Source organism: Skermanella rosea (assembly GCF_016806835.2).
GTDB lineage: Bacteria > Pseudomonadota > Alphaproteobacteria > Azospirillales > Azospirillaceae > Skermanella > Skermanella rosea.
Window position 1 is genome coordinate 2,006,988 of record NZ_CP086111.1, and the last position, 16,468, is coordinate 2,023,455.

Sequence of the window (16,468 nt, forward strand, 5' to 3'; positions counted from 1 at the left end):
TTGGTGGAGGAGCCAGGATTTGAACCTGAAACTGCTGTCCCGGAGGACAGGGCTTTCCCGATTAAGCTACTCCCCCGAAATCCGGGCCGTCAGGCGGCGTAGAGCGCCTCGCCGTAGGTCTTGGCGAACAGCGACTGGAACTCCTGGAAGAGCTGTTCGACCTCTTCGTCCCAGGACTGGCCGACGCCGTCGGCCCGCCGGACATTGTAGAGGTCCAGGGCGGTGACCAGTAGCCGGGCGTCGTCCCGGGACAGGTCGAACTTCTTCGTCCGCATACCCTGTTCCAGTGCCTCGATCAGGGCATCGTACCGGTCGGTGGTGCGCCGCTCCCCGATGGTGGCGACACGGAAGCCGGCGGCATCCGTCCCGTGACCAATTCGGGCCGCCGCATCGAGCGTCCGGATAACCTGTTCGAGCTTCTTGCGGCTTGTCCGCGGGTGGAACATCGTGCCTCCTGACTTGCCGCGACCCTAGCCAAAGAAGAGACGCCGTGACAATCGCCGATCGGGCCACACCCCCACAGTTCCACCCAAGTGTTCCCGAGGTGGTAACCCGCGATCCGCCACATTTGTTTCATGTCTTTTCTTCCTTCGAGGTCGGCGGCCAGCAGATGCGTTTCGCCAAGATCGCGAATCGCCTGGGACGGCGCTACCGGCACACCATCGTCGCGGTGGACGGCAACACCGATTGCCTCGACCGGCTGGACCCAGGCCTGGACGTGACGGTTCTTCCGGTGGCGGTCGAGAAGGGCAGGGCCTTCAGCCTGCGCAACCTGGCCCACTTCCGCCGGGTACTGCGCGATCAGAGGCCCGACCTGCTGCTGACCTATGCCTGGGGGGCGGTCGAATGGGGGCTGGCGAACCGCATTCCCGCCCGTTGCCCCCACTTGCATTTCGAGGACGGCTTCGGGCCGGACGAGGCGGTCGGCCGGCATTTCCGCCGGCGCATCTGGTTCCGCCGGGTGGCGCTGGCCGGCCCCACGGAAGTGATCGTGCCGAGCCGGCTGCTGGAAGGGATCGCGCTGGAGAGCTGGCGGATCCCGCGGCAGCGGGTCCGGTTCATCCCGAACGGGATCGACTGCGCGCGGTTCGCGGCAGCGCCGGATCAGGGCGCCCTGCCGCCGCGCCGTCCCGGCGAGTTGCTGGTCGGATCGGTCGGAACGCTCCGCCGCGAGAAGAATTTCGGCCGGCTGCTGCGCGCCTTCGCGGCGCTGCCGCCGGAGCCGCCGGCCCGCCTGGTCCTGATCGGCGACGGTCCCGACCGTCCCGCATTGGAGGCTGCCGCCCGTGACCTAGGCATCGGCGATCGGGTGGATTTCGTGGGCAACATGATGAACCCGGAGCGGGCGCTGGGATTGCTGGACGTCTTCGCCATTTCGTCCGACACCGAGCAAATGCCGCTGAGCCTGCTGGAAGCCATGGCGGCGGCGCGGCCCGTGGTCTCGACCGATGTCGGCGACGTGAGGGCCATGGTCACCGACGAAAACCGGCCCCTCGTCGTGGACCGGGACGACGAGTCGGCGCTGGCCGCGGCGCTCCACCGCCTGCTGACCGACGCCACGCTCCGCCGCAAACTGGGCAACGCCAATCGTGCCCGCGTGGTCCGGGAATACGGCGAAGGCGCGATGCTGGAGACGTACGACCGGCTCTTCGAAGCATTCGGCCGTCCGGCGCCGCCGCAACGTCCGGCTTGACGCGGGGGCCTCACCCCTTAAGCTCCACCCTGCAAGGGGAGGACACATGAAAGAGAACAGACTTCGCTCGATCTGGCGCGACGGCGGCAGCGCCCTGAACTGCTGGCTGTCGATCCCGGACGGGTATGCGGCGGAGACCATGGCGCACCAGGGCTGGGACAGCCTGACCGTCGACATGCAGCACGGCGTGATCGATTACCGCGCCTCGGTCGCCATGATGACCGCGATCTCGACCACCGCCACGGCGCCGCTGGTGCGCGTGCCCTGGCTGGACGAGGCATACATCATGAAGGCACTCGATGCCGGTGCCGCCGGCGTCATCTGTCCCATGGTGAACAGCAGGGCCGAGGCGGAGCGCCTGGTCGGCGCCTGCCGGTACCCGCCCCAGGGCCATAGGAGCTTCGGGCCGAACCGGGCGATGCTGACCTCGGGCGGCGATTATCCCGAGCATGCCAACGCCGACGTCGTCGTCTTCGCGATGATCGAGACCAAGGAGGCCCTGGAGAACCTCGACGACATCCTCGGCACGCCGGGGCTGGACGCGATCTATGTCGGCCCGGCGGATCTCTGCTACGCCCTGACCGGCAGGTTCGGCTTCGACCATACGGAGCCGCCATTGTACGACGCGATCGTGGATATCCGCGAGCGGGCCGCGGCGCGCGGCGTGATGCCGGGCATCCATTGCGGTTCCGCGGCCTACGCCCGGCGCATGATCGAGCTGGGCTACCGGTTCGTGACCGGCGGCTCCGACGTCCATCTCATGGCGGCCGGCGCGCGTGCGGCGGTGCTGGAAGCGACCGGGCACGGGACATCGCCGGAAGCGCCCTCGGAGCGGCAGGCGATCGGACTCTACTGAGCCGGGCTCCGGATGGAAAAAGGGCGCCGCCGACCGGCTGGTCGGCGGCGCCCTTCCCCGTTGGCGAGGTCTGCCCGGCGCGACGCGTCAGGCGTTGCCGGTCTTCTCCTCGGCGCGCTTCTGCATCTGCTCCGCGGTCAGGCCCTGCTTCTCGGCCTCCTCCTGGCCGGCGTCCCGGGCGGCTTCGACACCCGCTTCGGCGGCGGTGCGGACAACGTTGGTGGCACGGTCGACCGCCTCGCTGCCGAACTCGCGGGCCCGGCTGTAGAACTCGTCGCTGTACTCGCCCAACAGCTCGTTCTCATAGCGGCTTGCGGGAATGCTGGCTCCCAGCACCGCGCCGACGGCGATGCCCATGATTCCGGCCATCAGCGGGTGCTCGTCGACCAGCCCGACGACGCTGCCGTAGCCCTGGCGGGCACGCTGCGAGGCCCGGTCGCCGTACTGGCGGGCACGCTCGCGATAGTCGGTCTGGCTGCCCGTGCCGCCATAGGCGTCGCCGCCGGGATAGCCGGAGCCGGAGAAGCCCTGGCCTTGGCCGCCGGTGCGGCTTTGGACGCGGTCACGCATGGACTGGGCGGAGTTGCCGGCCTGGTCGCGCCACTCGGACGCGCGGTTCGTCGCCTGGTCGCGGAACTCCGAAGCCCGGTGAAGGGCCTGGTCGCGCAGTTCCTCGGCCCGGTGCAGGGCGGTGCTGCCGTACTGGCGGGCGCGCCGGCGGGCGTCGCGGATGCGGGTGTCGACGCCGGGATGGCTGGTGTTGCTCCAGACCAGCCAGCCCACGCCGAGGCCGATCAGCGCCAGCGGTACCGGATTGCTGAGGATCGAGCGGTCCTCGTCGTCGTGGGAGTAGTTGCCGTAGCTCTCGTAATAGGTTCTGTTCATGGTGTTCCGCCTGATGGTCTGCGGGCTGCGGCTCTGCCCCGGGATGGGACAGGCGCGCCCTTTGTGGATTGTTCGGCCAAGCCGTTCCGGCCAGCGGGGCCGTCAGCGGCCCATCTGCGCCTTCGCCCAGTCCTTGTCGTCCTGGAGGGTCGAGATGGTCCGGTTCGGCTGGAGGTTCTTGGCCGCCAGCTTGCTCTTGCCCATCGACACCAGGATGATGCCGATCACCGTCACGACGCCGCCGACGATCAATGCGGCCAGCCAGGGCTCCATCAACGTCGCCAGGTAGTAGGTCAGGGCGAGCAGCAGGAAGATCACGCCCGCGAAGGCGACCATGCCGCCGGCGGCCAGCGAGACCGCTCCGGTCGTCGCCTGGTTCACCTTCTCGGACATCTCGACTTTGGCGAGTTCGACCTCCTTGCGCACCAGGGTGGTCGTCTCGTGGGCGAGCTCGGTCAGCAGGCCCGTCAGCGGCCGGTCGCCACCAGTCCGCTGCGGATCATCGTATCCGCGGAAGCTGTCGTCCGGCCTGCCTGTCATGGCGTGGTCCCCCTCGGCGGAGTGGTACCCTTGCTCTCGGTGTCGGGCTTCACGGTCGAAGCGGTGCTTCCGGAAGACGGAACCGCCGTGCCTCCCAGCCCGCTGGTCGAACGCTCCTCGCGCGCCGACGTCCCGACGACACCAGTGTTACGCTGCATCGCGCCGATGCCGCCGGCATTGCCGGTTCCAGCGCCCAGGCCGGAGCCGCCGGCTCCCGTGCCGGACACCCCGGCCGTCCCGGCGGGAGAGCCGGTCGTGGCCGCGCCCGCGGAACCGGCCATGGTTCCCGAAGCGGTTCCGGCGGAGGTGCCGCCGATGCCAGACGGCGAGGTGCCGGTCCCGGTCGAGTAGCCGCGGCTGCCGGTCTCGCGCCGGGCGAATTCGCTGGCGCTGCCGCCGTAGCCGCCGGTCTGCCGGCCATGGCTGCCGCCGCCGTAGCTGCCCCCACCGTAGCTTCCGCTATAGCCGCCCTGGCTCATGCCGCCGCGGTACTGCGCGCCGCGGCTGCCGGAGGTGCGCAGGAAGCGGGCGATGGCGAAGCCGACCACGACCGCGCCGCCGAGGAACAGCTCCGGCTGGCGGCGCGCGAAATGCTCGGCCTGGCCGATCAGGTCGTCAAGGTCGCGGTTGCGCAGGCTGTCGGCGAACTGCTCGATACGCTGTGCGGCCGTATCGGTATAGCGCGCGACCATGTCCTCGTTCCGCTCGCTGAGCTGGTCGGCGGCCTGGTGGAGCGCCTGCGCGACGCTGCCGATGCTGTCGGCGACGCGATGCTGCTGATGCTCGAAAGCCGAGCGGGCGCGGGTGCGGGCGGCGCCGGCGAGCCGGTTGCCCTCTTCCCCGACCTGCTGCTTGGCCTGTTCGACCGTGTTGGATGCGGTCTCGCGGGCCGATCCGGTGGTGGAGGCGCCCAGCCCCGACCCGGTGGAACTGCCCGGGGAACCGCCCAGGGACCCATTCGTGTCGCGCGTAGCCATATTCAGGACCTCCTCATGACGCTGTTCTTCGTTGCGCTCATTCACGCATTCTGACCAAAGATCTCCCAAGGAACAGCAAGCGACGGATTTGAGTTCCAAAGGGGTGCCGGATGGCAGGGTCGCCTTTCCCGGCCGGGAACCTTTCCTCGAAGGGGTTAGGTCTGCGCCGGATGCGTAAACCTTTGGCGTTTCCCAAGGCTTGACCGGTCTTTTCACTATCGACAGTATAGGCCCGTCAGGCGGTGGCTTGTTGCGGCGCGGTGCTCACTCCCGCCTCAGGAACGCTTCCGCCGGACCAACCCGGCGCGCGATGTCGCCGGCCGGGAACGCGGTCGGATATCCCGATGGCAAAGCCTCCGCGGCATGGCCGACGGACTGGAACGTGCTTTTGCCCATCCGACTGGGAGGCGGCGGGATCGACCGAAGTCGGCCCCGCCGCCTGATCGCTGGCGCTGTGCCGCCTTTGCCTGTCGTTTTCCCCAGCGCAATGGTGGTAAGGGTGCCGAATTGGGAAAAATCTTAAGCTTCTATTCACCAGTTTGCCCTTCATTAGTCATACGATGTATACAGCGTGGATGGTGAAGCCAACGCCGAACGTAACGCTGTATAACTTTGGGCGACAAAATGCAGATACGCACAACCTGTACCTCGACAAAGGCATTTGTCGTGTCGGTGTGCTGCATGCCTTGGACTGGACAAGCGGGGGAGTCTCCGCTCGGGGGCATTCATTGCGTATTTTAGCGGCTATTGTCTCGATGTCGGCTATTATGCTGACGGGTTGCATAGAGCAGGGGAAAACCGTGCCGCTCATGATCGTCCGTGCGGAGCCGCCCCCCGCCAGCGTGGAGGTCCCCCAAGCTCCCGTGCCGCGGGCCAAGCCGAAGCCGCCGGCTTCGGTCGCCGCCACCGCAGGCGTTCCCGCCGGCCGCAAGCCGATGCCCGACGCCGCCGCACCGTTCCGGCCCCCCGCTTTCGCCCCGGAGCCGGACGTCTCCTCCGAACGTCAGGACGCTCCCGAAGGTTCCGAGGCGAACGGCGGATCCGTCGTGATGGTGCCGCCCGCAGCTCCCTTGCCCGAGCCGTTGCCGGCGCCCGTGGAGGCGCTGCCGTCCCCGGCCACTCCCGCTCTCCCGGAGCCGCCGGCGGCCGTCCCGCCATCCGACCATCCCGGCCCCAAGGCCCTGGTCGGCCTGGACGAACAGGCCACCGTCCGACTTCTCGGGGAGCCGTCCTGGACCGAGGACGTCCCGCCCGCGAAATACTGGCAGTACGCCACTCCATCCTGCGTCTTGCGCGTCTTCTTCTTCATGGAGATGACAACGCAGAACTTCCGTGCCCTTTCCTATGAACTGACGAGTAGCGACGATGCCCCCAATGTCCATGAACGGTGCTTCGCACAACTCCTCGCCCAGGCTTCAGGCCGTCAGACGGCCCATGGCAACCGCATCAACTAACCCGGCTGCCGGCGTCGTGCCGTCCAAGGTCGCCTTGGTCGATGACGACGACCTCTTCCGGGAATCGTTGGGCATGAACCTGGCCGACGAGGGATACGAGGTCATCCCCTTCGACCGCGGCGCTCCGGCGCTCGACTATTTCCTGCGCGGCGGCAACGCCGACGTGGTCCTGCTCGACTGGCGCATGCCCAAGATGGACGGCATCGACGTGCTGCGCCAGCTCAGGGCCAGCGGCATCGAGGTGCCGGTGATCTTCCTGACCGTGCTGTCGGACCAGATCTACGAGGAGGCCGCCCTGGCCGGCGGCGCGGTCGATTTCGTCGAGAAATCCCGGTCGCTGCCGATCCTGCTGAAGCGCATGCAGCTGATCCTGGGCGGGCGCAAGACCGGCCCGGACGAGGGCGATCCCGCCGCGGCGCCGGGCGCGCAGGCCGGTGCGGCGCCCGCGGGCGGCGGCAACCCCAACCTGTTCAACCGCGGCGAGCTGGAACTGCGGCTGGACGGCAGCCGGGCCTTCTGGAAGGGCACCCGGGTCGACCTGACCCTGACCGAGTTCAACATCGTGCGGCTGATGGCGACCCGGCCGGGCGAGGACATCTCCTACCGCGAGATCTACGACCTGGTGCACGGCAAGGGGTTCGTCGCCGGCTACGGTCCGGCGGGATACCGGGCCAACGTCCGCGCCTTCATCAAGCGCATCCGCCAGAAGTTCAGGATGGTCGACGGCGACTTCGACCTGATCGACAACTATCCCGGTTTCGGCTACCGCTGGAGCGACGATCCGGTCGGCGGCGAGATGGACGGCGACGACGACCTGCGGGGGCATGCCGGAGGCTTGAGTTGACGGAGCGCCGACGGACGGAGACGGGAGCGGAGTCCTGATGGCGCAGCCGCGGGCAAAGACCGGCGGCCGTTGGCTCCTGCGCTCGCTGGCCAGCCGGCTGGTGCTTGTTTCGGTCGTCTTCATCGCCGTGCCCATCCTGATCTACCAGCAGTTCCGGGCGGCCGACGAGGACAAGCAGACGCTGCTCCTCCAGAGCGCCCAGCAGCAGGGACAGCTGATCGCCCGCGCGCTGGAGCCGCTGCTCGCCAAGGCGGATGCCAGCCTTCTGACGCGGCTCGGCGAAGAGCTTGCCCGGTTCGCCGACGAGAACACCCGGCTGAAGCTGCTGCTCCGGCCGAAAGGCGTTCCGGGAGCCCAGGGCTTCTACTATGTCGGCGCGGCGCCGCAGGCCCCCAACGCGAACCTGGACATCGAGCGCCAGCGCCTGCTGGAGCAGGGCATCCTGGCCCGCCTCGCGGATACCTGCAGCGGCAACCAGCCGCTGGCGATCCGGCTCCAGACGGCATCGGGCGCGCTGGAGGTGCTGACCTCGATCACCCCGATCAACAGCCCGTTCGGCTGCTGGGCCGTGGTGACGTCCCATTCGACGCCGACATATCTCGGCTCCTCGATCGGCCAGCCCTACTGGCAGACGCCGGAAGTCCAGGCCGCGGCGCTGATCTACCTCGCCATGGCGGCGCTGGTGCTCCTGCTGTTCCTGGGCGTCTGGAGCAACCTGCGGCGGTTCGGCCTGCTGGCCCGCCAGATCGGCAACCACGACGGCAACGGCCGTTCGTCGTTCGCCGAGCAGAACACCGTGCCCGAGCTGCGCAGCGTCGCCGAGGACTTCGACCGGCTGGTCGACACCCTGCGCAGTTCGGCCGACAACCTGCGCCGCGCCGCCGAAGACAACGCCCACGCGTTCAAGACCCCGATCGCGGTGATCCGGCAGTCGCTGGAGCCCCTGAAGCGGATCATTCCCGGCAGCGACGGACGGGGACCGAGGGCCATCGACATGATCGACCGCTCGCTGGACCGGCTCGACGGCCTGGTGTCCTTCGCCCGGCGCATGGACGAGGCGGCGGCCGACCTGCTGGAGCCGCCGCGCCGCAAGGTGGACCTGTCCGAACTGCTGGAGGACATGCTGAGCGGCTATGCCGGCCTGCTGGCGGAACGGCACCTGCACCTCAGGCTGCTGATCACCCCGCATGTCGTCGTGCGGGCCGGCGAGGACCTGCTGGAAACCGTCGTCGAGAACATCGTGGAGAATGCCATCAGCTTCTCCCCGGTCGACGGCAGCATCCAGGTGCGCCTGGCGCGGTCCGGCACCATGGCGGTGCTGACGGTCGAGGACGAGGGCCCGGGCGTCGATCCGGCCAATATCGAGCGCATCTTCGAACGGTATTTCTCGCAGCGCGACGCGACCGACGCGGCGGAACACCGGGCGCTGGACGCGACGGGCACCGACGGCGGCAGGACGGTCGTTCCCTTCGACCAGCCGGTGCAGCCGGCGGGGACGGGCGATTCCCTCCATTTCGGGATCGGCCTGTGGATCGTCCGGCGGAACATCGAGGCGATCGGCGGCCGGGTCACGGCGAGGAACCGGGACGCCGGAGGGTTGTTGATCAGGGTCGACCTGCCTATGGCGCTCTAGCGGTGCGCCGGACTGGGTACGAGGGAAGAATGCCCGTGCGCGCTGGCCATATCACAGCTTTGCCACATGACCGTAAGGGGGCTACCCCTATATCGTGTCAGCCAATGTATACCGAACGGATGGACTGTCATGTCCCAGCCTGATAGCGATGCGACTGGAGTTCAGAAGCCCACGGTATATCAGTACAGCTTCACGCGCGGCTCGGGGCAGGCGGCGGAGCGGGGGGTGGAGACGGCCGACACGGCCGAGCTTGGCCATGCCCTCGAACTGCTGCGCAGCACGAGCCTTCATCTGTCCCTGTTCAAGATCGTCCTGACGGACATCGACGCAGAGCAGGGGGCGATGACCATGCAGAAGGCCTTCGGCAATCGCGGCATGTTCGCGTCGCTGGCCGCCGGCGGATTCTCGCTGCTGCTGATCGGCACGGACATCGACAGCCGGATCACCAACGCGATGACGGTACAGGCGATCTATGCGTCCCTCGCCGACCTGGGGCTGCGCTCGCGCCTGGAGATCGCCGCCATCCACAGCCCGGCGCCCGAGATCGGCGATCCGGACGACATCCTGCTGCATCTGGCGAACCTGCCGACCGTCCAGCATCCCTTCGGCCGCGCCGCCTGACGGAGCCGGCCGGCCGATCACCGCCGGCGGTTGACCAGCGCTACGCCGCAGACGGCGAGCGCCATCCCGGCCAGCGCCGGGATGCCCAAGCGCTCGTCGAACATCAGGTAGGCGATGACCGCCGTCGCCGGGGGCACGAGGTAGAACAGGCTGGCGACCTGCGCCGCGGCGCCGCGGCGGATCAGGATGTAGAGCAGGAACACCGCCCCGACCGAGAGCACCAGCCCCAGCCAGGCGAGCGCGAACAGGAACTCGCCGGTCCAGCGGACCTCCATCGTCTCGAAACGCATCGCCAGGACCAGCAGGACGACGCTGGTGGCGGCGTACTGGAGGGCGGTCCCGCTCCGCAGGTCCATCCCGCCGCAGAAGCGCTTCTGGTACAGGGTTCCCACGGAGATCCCGACCAGGGCCGCGACGCACAGCGCCACGCCGGACAGGTAGCCGGCCTGCAGCGACAGGTTCTCCCAGACGACCAGCAGGACGCCGCACAACCCGAGCGCCAGGCCGAGCCACTGCCTGGCGCTGACGGTTTCGCCCAGCACCCGCCCGGATGCCGCCGCCGTGAGCAGGGGCTGGAGGCCGACGATCAGGGCGGCCACGCCGGCCGGCAAGCCGTTGGCGATGCCGGTGAAGACGCCGCCGAGATAGACGCCGTGGACCAGAAGGCCGGCCACGACGATGTGCAGCGCGTCGCTCCAGCGGCGCGGCCACGGCGCGCGCGTGACCAGTGCGACCGCGGCCAGCACGGCCGCCACCAACGAGAGGCGGATCAGCAGGAAGGTCAGCGGCTCCGCGTAGGGCAGGCCGAACTTGGCGCCGATGAAGCCGGTGCTCCACAGCAGGACGAAGACCGCCGGGATCAGGCGCATCCACGCCGGGCGTCCGGTCGGGGCAAGTGAGACTTGTGCCATCGCGCATTACCTGTCGCGCACCGGGGCGGGACGCCCGGCGCAGGCGGCAGGGCTAGCGCCCCGCAGCGGCTTTGGCAATGGCGGGATGCTCCGCCGGCCGCGGCGCGGGCTTCAGGACCCAGGCTTCGGGCTGCAGGCCTCAGGCGACATGGCGGCCCCTGCGGACGACCCGCCACAGCGGCAGCCGGACCGTGACATGGGTGCCCGCATGCTCCTCGCTGCGCAGGACCATGGTGCCGCCGTGCAGGCGCACCAGGGATCGGGTCAGCGGCAGCCCCAGGCCGGTCCCCGACGTCTCCTGCTGGAACTTGCCGTCGACCTGCCCGAACGGCTCCATGACGCGCGCAAGGTCCTTCCGGGCGATGCCGATCCCGGTGTCGCTGACGGTGATCGCCACGCGGCCGTCGGGCTCGCACTCCAGCTTCAGGTCCACGGAGCCGCCGCGCGGCGTGAACTTGACGGCGTTGGACAGCAGGTTGAGGAGCACTTGGCGCAGCACCCGCTCGTCGCCCCGCAGGATCGGCAGGTTCGGCGGGATATGGGTGTTGAACTTGAGGCGCTTGTCGTGGACCGGCTTCTGGACGAAGCGGCCGGCCGCCAGGGCGATCACGGCCAGATCGATCTCCTGCTCGTTCAGCTCGTACTTGCGCGCCTCGATCTTCGACAGGTCGAGCAGATCGTTGATCAGGTTCAGCAGATGGGTCCCGCTGGCATGTATGTCGGTGATGTACTCGCGGTACCGCTCGTTGCCCAGCGGGCCGAAGACTTCCTGGTTGATCATCTCGGAGAAGCCGATGACCGCGTTCAGCGGCGTACGCAGCTCATGGCTCATGCTGGCCAGGAAGTGCGACTTCGCCTTGTTGGCCTTTTCCGCCGCCTCCTTCGCGACGCGCATGTCCTGCACCGCCTTTTCGCGCCGCCTGGTCTCCACGCGGACACGCTCGAGCACGCGGTTGTACAGCGTGGCGATCTGCCCGGCCTCGGTCTCCGCATCCACCTGGACCGGGCGGGAGAAGTCGCCGTCGCGCCTCTGCCGGTCCATCTCCACCAGCAGGCGCAGCAGGGCGGTGTTCGCCCCGTGCTCCGCGACGTTGAGGCCGATCCGCTCGTCCTCCTGCGAGACCCGAAGCGGATAGAAGCGGTTGATCAGCCACAGGAGCGCGAGGCCCCCGCCGAAGGAGAAGGTGCCGATCGCGCCGACGCCGCCGAGCTGGACGAGGAACTGCTCCCAGCGGGTATGGCCGTTGTTCCACAGCTCCGGCCGGCCGACCAGGGCCACCGCCAGTGTTCCCCAGATCCCGCACATCAGGTGGACCGGCACCGCCGACACGGCGTCGTCGACGCGGACCTCCTCGAGCACGCGCATGCCGACGAACAGGATGACCCCGGAGACCGCGCCGATCACCAGGGCGCCCCCGGGGCCGACCACGTGGCACGGGGCCGTGATGCCCACCAGCCCGGCCAGCACGCCGTTCATGATGATCTCCACCTTCGGCTTGCGGTGGAAGCCCCAGGTGATCAGCAGGGCCGCGAGGCCGCCCGCCACGGGTGCCAGGACGGTGTTGATCAGGATGCGGGGGATCTCGGGGCTGAGCCGGAGCGTGCTGCCGGCATTGAACCCGAACCAGCCGACCCACAGCAGGAAGACGCCGAGCACCGCGACCGGCAGGTTGTGTCCCTCGATCTCCTTGCCGCCGGAGCCCGGTTCGGGGCCGAAGCGCCCGGACCGCGGACCGATCACCAGGATCGCCGCCAGCGCGATCCAGCCGCCGACGCTGTGGACGACGGTCGATCCGGCGAAGTCGATGAAGCCCAGGGAGGCGAGCCAGCCATAGGCCTGGCCGGTCTCCAGGCCCGCCCAGCTCCAGTGTCCGACCACGGGATAGATCAGGGTGGACAGGATCGCGGCGCACAGGAAATAGCCCGCGAAGCGCATCCGCTCCGCCACCGCTCCCGAGACGATCGTCGTGGCGGTGCCGCAGAACATCATCTGGAAGAAGAAGAAGGCGCCCGACCAGGGCGTCTCGCCGCCGTCGAACAGGAATCCGCTGGTGCCGATCAGGCCGGCCCAGCTCGCCCCGAACATCAGCGCGAAGCCGATCAGCCAGAAGCTGAAGGCGGCGATCAGGAAGTCGACCAGGTTCTTGATGACGACGTTGATGCTGTTCTTGGCGCGGACGAGACCCCCTTCGAGACAGGCGAACCCGGCCTGCATCAGGAAGACGAGGATGGCGGCGACGCTGAGCCATAACACGTCCATGTATTGACCCGCCGGATCCATGGTCAGCAGTTCCGTCCGCGGCTTCGGGAATGCATTCTGTCGAGGTGTCCTGGATGCTTGGATGAACGTGTGCCGGAGCCCGCTCCGGCGGGCGCGAACCCTGGCCCGGTCCGGTTCCCGACAGATCATGGAAGCTTACCCCAATTATGATTTCATGTGCCGCAAAATTTTGCCGCACCTGCGAAGAAATTCTGGGTCCCGATCAGGAACTCAGAGTTAAGGCAACATTAACCAATTCTTGGATAGTGTCCGGCATGTTTCGCATACCTGCGCCACCACTTGCCTTATTGCTTGCCATGTTTGCCGCAACTTGGGGTTCTGCGGCCGTGGCGGCGCCGCAGTCCGAAATGTCCGGGAGCGGCAGCGCGATGGAAGGGGACGTGCTCACGCTCAACGGCACCATGGTGCGCCTGCGCGGGATCGATGCTCCGGACGCCGGGCAGGTCTGCCGATCCCTGCGGGGGGCCGAGTACGACTGCTTCGCCGCGGCGCGCGACCAGCTGCAATCCATGCTGGACCTGGGGCCGGTGACCTGCAGGCTCAGCGAGCTGGACCGTTCGCAGCAGCGCGTGGGCGTCTGCCGGGTCCTCGGCAAGGATCTGGCGGCGGCCATGCTCGTGCGCGGCTGGGCTTTCGCCTACAGCCATCTCAGCCACGACTATCATGGGCTTGAGGCACGGGCGCAGGCGCGCCGCGCGGGCATGTGGGCCGGACGGGTGGAGGCGCCCTGGCTCTGGCGGACGCGGAAGCTCAATGAAAAGGGAGTCTCGGAACGTTAATCAAACTTAACTTGATGACAGGGACTGCTTCGGTGCCTAATGTAACTCCGGCTTACCGGTGAAAGGACCGAGGAAAGCAAGGCCAATGCGTGTCTATGCACGGGAATTGAACGAGCATCTGCCGAGCCTCCGACGCTACGCGCGCGCCCTTACCGGGTCGGTCGAGCGGGGCGACGACCTGGTGACGCGCTGCGTCGAGATTGCCGTCATGGCGCCGACCCGTTTCGGCGTGCCGCTGGCTTCCGCGGGCGGGCTCTACGCTCTTCTGCACGCCCTGTTCGACCAGGACGGGGAGGGCAGGCCGGACAGGTCGCAGCATCCGATCGAACGGGCGCTGGCGCGCCGGCCGGAGTTCGAGCGCCGGCTTTACCTGCTGGTCGCGCTGGAGGATCTTCCCGTGGCGGAGGCCGCCAAGCTGGTCGACCTGACCGTCACCGAGGCGACCGGGAGGCTGACCGCGATCCGAGAGTTCCTGCGGCTGGCGATGACCGCAAGGGTCCTGGTGGTCGAGGACAATGCCCTGGCCGCGGTGGATCTCAGCGAAATGATCAGCGGCATGGGCCATGTCGTCTGCGGGATGGCCGCGACGGAGCCCGAGGCCCTGGCGCTGGCCAACGCGGAAAGCCCGACCCTGGCCGTGCTGGACATCCGCCTGGCGCGCGGGGGAAGCGGCATATCGGTGGCGCGCATGCTGCGGGACAGGTTCGCCGTTCCGGTGATCTTCGTGACCGCCTATGCCGGCGACCTGCGGCTTCTCGACGAGGAGGACCTGGGGCCGGTCATCCGCAAGCCCTATACGACCACCGCGGTCCAGGATGCCATCTCGCAGGCGGTGTTCGCGCCTCTGCCCGAGATGCTGCTGCACTGATCCCGGAGTGTCATGACGAAAACGGACCGCTGCGGCCGTGGCCGGAGCGGTCCGATGTCCGTCGTCGGTCGGACGCGTGCGTCAGACCGCCCGCGAGCGGCCCGCGATCATGCGGTAGATCGCCAGGATGATGATCGCGCCGACCACGGCGCCGATGAAGCCCGCCCCTTCGCCGGCCCGGTACCAGCCCACGGCCTGGCCCAGATAGGTCGCGACGAAAGCGCCGGCAATGCCGAGCAGGATCGTGATGATGAAGCCGCCGGGGTCGCGGCCCGGCATCAGGAACTTGGCGACGATGCCGGCCAGCAGGCCGATAATGATTGTACCGATGATGCCCATGATGTCGATCCCTCTGGATTTGCCCCTTTGATAGCCCTGTAACGGCCGAAACGGTCGCGAAGTTCAAATCCAAGGCGCATGGCTGCCCCGGCTATGGCGGGGTAACATCGTCGGGAACACGCGGCGGGCGGCGCCTGCGGCACGCGTCGGAACAGTATTTCACCTCCTCCCAGACGGCGGCCCATTTCCGCCGCCAGGCGAACGGCCGGCCGCAGGCGGCGCAGGGCTTCGTCGGCAGGTCGCCCTTGCGCCGCATGGGGCCGGTCCGCCGGACGGCGGGCATGGCGGTCAGGACCGCTCGGGCGGGAGCGCTATGGGATGACGCATCTCGTAGGCGCGGGCGGCCCGAAGCACGAGGTCGTCCCGGTGCATCGGCCCGACGATCTGAAGGCCGACCGGCAGGCCCGCCGAGGTCAGGCCGCAGGGGATCGAGGCGGCGGGCTGCTGGGTGAGGTTGAACGGATAGCTGAACGGGGTCCAGTCGATCCAGCCGGTCTCGTCCGGACGGCTCGGCTCGTTCTGCCCGGCCTCGAAGGCCGGGATCGGCATGGCCGGGGTCAGCAGGATGTCGTGGCGCCGGTGGAAGAGGCTCATCTGCATGCCGAGGCGGGCGCGCGCCAGGACGGCCTGCTGGTAGTCGAGCAGCGAAAGCGACGCGCCCGCGCTTTCGAACCCGCGGAGGTGCGGGTCCATCAGCGCCTTCTGTTCCTCGGTGAAGCCGGCCATCACCGTGGCGGCGCCGGCCGACCAATGGGCGAAGAAGACGTCGGTGGCGCCCGGCAGGTCGAGGACCACCTCCTCGACCTCGGCGCCCAGGTCCGTGAACTCCTCTGCCGCGCGCCGGACGAGGGCGGCGACCTCCGGGTCCACGGGCGCGCCGTTCAGGGTGGGCGCGAAGGCGACCTTCAGTCCGGCCACGCCGTCGTCCAGCCCGGCCAGGTAGTCCTTGTCGACGGGGGGTAGGGCGTACCAGTCGCGCGGGTCGGGGCATGCCAGGACCCGTAGCATCAGCGCGGCGTCCGGCACGGTCCGGGTCATCGGGCCGACATGGGACACCGTTCCGAATGGGCTCGCCGGGTATGCCGGAACCCGGCCGAAGCTCGGCTTCAGCCCGAAGATGCCGGTGAACGACGCGGGAATGCGGATCGATCCGCCGCCGTCGGTGCCGACATGCAGCGCTCCCGTGCCGGTCGCCGCCGCCACCGCGGCGCCTCCGCTCGACCCGCCGGGCGTCATGGCCGGATTCCAGGGGTTGCGGGTGATGCCGGTCAGCGGACTGTCGGTCACCCCCTTGTGCCCCAGTTCGGGCGTCGTCGTCTTGCCCAGCAGGATCGCACCCTGCTCGCGCAGCCTGGCGGTCGCCGGCGCATCCTCCTCCCACGGCTGGTCGGGGCTGATCGCCTTGCTGCCCCGAAGCGTCGGCCACCCCTTCGTCAGGAGCAGGTCCTTGATGGTCGTCGGAACGCCGTCCACCAGGCCGAGCGGCTTGCCCTTCACCCAGCGCTCCTCGCTGGCGCGGGCCGATTCCATCGCCGCGTCGCCGTCCACCAGGGTGAAGGCATTGAGTCCGGCATCGAGCGAGGCGATGCGGTCGAGGCAGGACTGCGTGACTTCGACGGGGGAAATCCTGCGGCTTCGGTAGAGGGCCAGAAGCTCGGTGGCGGAGAGCAGGGCCGGGTCATTCTTCATAGGGGAATATGCCGATATTTGTGCGGGACGGGGGGTGCGTCATTTAGTCTAGTTCGCGGATGCCGATGTCACCAAGCCGTAATCGTTCCGTGCATTGA

General features: G+C 68.5%; 17 protein-coding genes and 1 tRNA gene. 8 read left to right on the forward strand and 10 right to left on the reverse strand.

What is annotated here, in order from left to right; translation table 11 throughout:
• Window position 1 precedes the first annotated feature (1 nt).
• Window positions 2-76: transfer RNA gene (locus JL101_RS09225), tRNA-OTHER, on the reverse strand.
• A gap of 13 nt (window positions 77-89) precedes the next feature.
• Window positions 90-446 carry a hypothetical protein gene (locus JL101_RS09230; protein ID WP_203100022.1) on the reverse strand — a complete coding sequence of 119 codons (357 nt, stop codon included), beginning with the start codon at window positions 444-446 and terminating at the stop codon, window positions 90-92.
• Window positions 447-544: 98 nt separating this feature from the next.
• Here JL101_RS09230 and JL101_RS09235 point away from each other — a divergent pair, with 98 nt between their 5' ends.
• Together JL101_RS09235 and JL101_RS09240 are read left to right on the forward strand one after the other, a co-directional pair.
• Window positions 545-1,693 (forward strand): glycosyltransferase family 4 protein, encoded by a 1,149-nt coding sequence (locus tag JL101_RS09235; RefSeq protein ID WP_267133564.1) that lies wholly within the window; start codon window positions 545-547, stop codon window positions 1,691-1,693.
• A gap of 46 nt (window positions 1,694-1,739) precedes the next feature.
• Entirely contained in the window at window positions 1,740-2,549 is an 810-nt protein-coding gene (locus tag JL101_RS09240; RefSeq protein ID WP_203100026.1) for an HpcH/HpaI aldolase family protein, read from the forward strand.
• Between the two features lie 87 nt (window positions 2,550-2,636).
• Here the strand turns inward: JL101_RS09240 and JL101_RS09245 are convergent, their stop codons facing one another.
• The 3 genes from JL101_RS09245 to JL101_RS09255 all read right to left on the reverse strand — a co-directional run bounded on the left by JL101_RS09245 (window position 2,637) and on the right by JL101_RS09255 (window position 4,951).
• Entirely contained in the window at window positions 2,637-3,434 is a 798-nt protein-coding gene (locus JL101_RS09245) for a hypothetical protein (protein ID WP_203100028.1), read from the reverse strand.
• 102 nt (window positions 3,435-3,536) lie between these two features.
• Window positions 3,537-3,974, reverse strand: coding sequence for a phage holin family protein (locus tag JL101_RS09250; protein WP_201071443.1), 438 nt, complete (start codon window positions 3,972-3,974; stop codon window positions 3,537-3,539).
• The gene (locus tag JL101_RS09255) at window positions 3,971-4,951 is read right to left on the reverse strand and encodes a hypothetical protein (protein ID WP_203100030.1); all 981 of its coding nucleotides are present in this window, start codon (window positions 4,949-4,951) and stop codon (window positions 3,971-3,973) included. Before JL101_RS09255 ends, JL101_RS09250 begins: the two co-directional genes overlap by 4 nt.
• Window positions 4,952-5,760: 809 nt before the next feature.
• Between JL101_RS09255 and JL101_RS09260 the strand changes: the two genes are divergently transcribed.
• From JL101_RS09260 to JL101_RS09275, 4 genes are all read left to right on the forward strand, one after another.
• The gene (locus JL101_RS09260; protein WP_203100032.1) at window positions 5,761-6,405 is read left to right on the forward strand and encodes a hypothetical protein; all 645 of its coding nucleotides are present in this window, start codon (window positions 5,761-5,763) and stop codon (window positions 6,403-6,405) included.
• Window positions 6,386-7,249, forward strand: a complete 864-nt coding sequence (locus JL101_RS09265; RefSeq protein WP_228435373.1) for a response regulator transcription factor — start codon at window positions 6,386-6,388, stop codon at window positions 7,247-7,249. The genes JL101_RS09260 and JL101_RS09265 overlap by 20 nt, the downstream gene beginning before the upstream one ends.
• A gap of 37 nt (window positions 7,250-7,286) precedes the next feature.
• Window positions 7,287-8,882 carry a sensor histidine kinase gene (locus JL101_RS09270; RefSeq protein ID WP_203100036.1) on the forward strand — a complete coding sequence of 532 codons (1,596 nt, stop codon included), beginning with the start codon at window positions 7,287-7,289 and terminating at the stop codon, window positions 8,880-8,882.
• A gap of 129 nt (window positions 8,883-9,011) precedes the next feature.
• Window positions 9,012-9,503: a hypothetical protein gene (locus JL101_RS09275; protein WP_203100039.1), complete on the forward strand. Its 492-nt coding sequence runs from the start codon at window positions 9,012-9,014 to the stop codon at window positions 9,501-9,503.
• Window positions 9,504-9,520: 17 nt separating this feature from the next.
• On the opposite strand, the gene JL101_RS09280 is transcribed toward JL101_RS09275, so the two are convergent.
• Together JL101_RS09280 and amt are read right to left on the reverse strand one after the other, a co-directional pair.
• Window positions 9,521-10,414 carry a DMT family transporter gene (locus tag JL101_RS09280; RefSeq protein ID WP_203100041.1) on the reverse strand — a complete coding sequence of 298 codons (894 nt, stop codon included), beginning with the start codon at window positions 10,412-10,414 and terminating at the stop codon, window positions 9,521-9,523.
• 139 nt (window positions 10,415-10,553) lie between these two features.
• Window positions 10,554-12,674 carry an ammonium transporter gene (gene amt / locus JL101_RS09285; RefSeq protein WP_228435374.1) on the reverse strand — a complete coding sequence of 707 codons (2,121 nt, stop codon included), beginning with the start codon at window positions 12,672-12,674 and terminating at the stop codon, window positions 10,554-10,556.
• 389 nt (window positions 12,675-13,063) lie between these two features.
• Here amt and JL101_RS09290 point away from each other — a divergent pair, with 389 nt between their 5' ends.
• Both JL101_RS09290 and JL101_RS09295 read left to right on the forward strand, forming a co-directional pair.
• Window positions 13,064-13,474 carry a thermonuclease family protein gene (locus JL101_RS09290; RefSeq protein ID WP_203100045.1) on the forward strand — a complete coding sequence of 137 codons (411 nt, stop codon included), beginning with the start codon at window positions 13,064-13,066 and terminating at the stop codon, window positions 13,472-13,474.
• Window positions 13,475-13,559: 85 nt separating this feature from the next.
• On the forward strand, window positions 13,560-14,342 hold the full coding sequence (locus JL101_RS09295) for a response regulator (protein WP_203100047.1): 783 nt from the start codon (window positions 13,560-13,562) through the stop codon (window positions 14,340-14,342).
• A gap of 81 nt (window positions 14,343-14,423) precedes the next feature.
• Here the strand turns inward: JL101_RS09295 and JL101_RS09300 are convergent, their stop codons facing one another.
• From JL101_RS09300 to JL101_RS09310, 3 genes are all read right to left on the reverse strand, one after another.
• A complete protein-coding gene (locus tag JL101_RS09300; protein ID WP_203100049.1) occupies window positions 14,424-14,681 on the reverse strand; it encodes a GlsB/YeaQ/YmgE family stress response membrane protein in 258 nt (85 codons plus the stop codon).
• A 91-nt stretch (window positions 14,682-14,772) separates the two neighbouring features.
• Window positions 14,773-14,964 carry a DUF2256 domain-containing protein gene (locus JL101_RS09305; RefSeq protein ID WP_407697414.1) on the reverse strand — a complete coding sequence of 64 codons (192 nt, stop codon included), beginning with the start codon at window positions 14,962-14,964 and terminating at the stop codon, window positions 14,773-14,775.
• A 5-nt stretch (window positions 14,965-14,969) separates the two neighbouring features.
• Window positions 14,970-16,370, reverse strand: a complete 1,401-nt coding sequence (locus tag JL101_RS09310; RefSeq protein ID WP_203100051.1) for an amidase — start codon at window positions 16,368-16,370, stop codon at window positions 14,970-14,972.
• Between the last annotated feature and the right edge of the window lie 98 nt (window positions 16,371-16,468).

Bases quoted from the DNA above. Each gene is read 5' to 3' on its own strand.
- JL101_RS09230 (WP_203100022.1), bottom strand. From the start codon at position 446: ATGTTCCACCCGCGGACAAGCCGCAAGAAGCTCGAACAGGTTATCCGG.
- JL101_RS09240 (WP_203100026.1), top strand. From the start codon at position 1,740: ATGAAAGAGAACAGACTTCGCTCGATCTGGCGCGACGGCGGCAGCGCC.
- JL101_RS09245 (WP_203100028.1), bottom strand. From the start codon at position 3,434: ATGAACAGAACCTATTACGAGAGCTACGGCAACTACTCCCACGACGAC.
- JL101_RS09250 (WP_201071443.1), bottom strand. From the start codon at position 3,974: ATGACAGGCAGGCCGGACGACAGCTTCCGCGGATACGATGATCCGCAG.
- JL101_RS09255 (WP_203100030.1), bottom strand. From the start codon at position 4,951: ATGGCTACGCGCGACACGAATGGGTCCCTGGGCGGTTCCCCGGGCAGT.
- JL101_RS09260 (WP_203100032.1), top strand. From the start codon at position 5,761: ATGATCGTCCGTGCGGAGCCGCCCCCCGCCAGCGTGGAGGTCCCCCAA.
- JL101_RS09265 (WP_228435373.1), top strand. From the start codon at position 6,386: ATGGCAACCGCATCAACTAACCCGGCTGCCGGCGTCGTGCCGTCCAAG.
- JL101_RS09270 (WP_203100036.1), top strand. From the start codon at position 7,287: ATGGCGCAGCCGCGGGCAAAGACCGGCGGCCGTTGGCTCCTGCGCTCG.
- JL101_RS09275 (WP_203100039.1), top strand. From the start codon at position 9,012: ATGTCCCAGCCTGATAGCGATGCGACTGGAGTTCAGAAGCCCACGGTA.
- JL101_RS09280 (WP_203100041.1), bottom strand. From the start codon at position 10,414: ATGGCACAAGTCTCACTTGCCCCGACCGGACGCCCGGCGTGGATGCGC.
- amt (WP_228435374.1), bottom strand. From the start codon at position 12,674: ATGGACGTGTTATGGCTCAGCGTCGCCGCCATCCTCGTCTTCCTGATG.
- JL101_RS09290 (WP_203100045.1), top strand. From the start codon at position 13,064: ATGGAAGGGGACGTGCTCACGCTCAACGGCACCATGGTGCGCCTGCGC.
- JL101_RS09295 (WP_203100047.1), top strand. From the start codon at position 13,560: ATGCGTGTCTATGCACGGGAATTGAACGAGCATCTGCCGAGCCTCCGA.
- JL101_RS09300 (WP_203100049.1), bottom strand. From the start codon at position 14,681: ATGGGCATCATCGGTACAATCATTATCGGCCTGCTGGCCGGCATCGTC.
- JL101_RS09305 (WP_407697414.1), bottom strand. From the start codon at position 14,964: ATGCCCGCCGTCCGGCGGACCGGCCCCATGCGGCGCAAGGGCGACCTG.
- JL101_RS09310 (WP_203100051.1), bottom strand. From the start codon at position 16,370: ATGAAGAATGACCCGGCCCTGCTCTCCGCCACCGAGCTTCTGGCCCTC.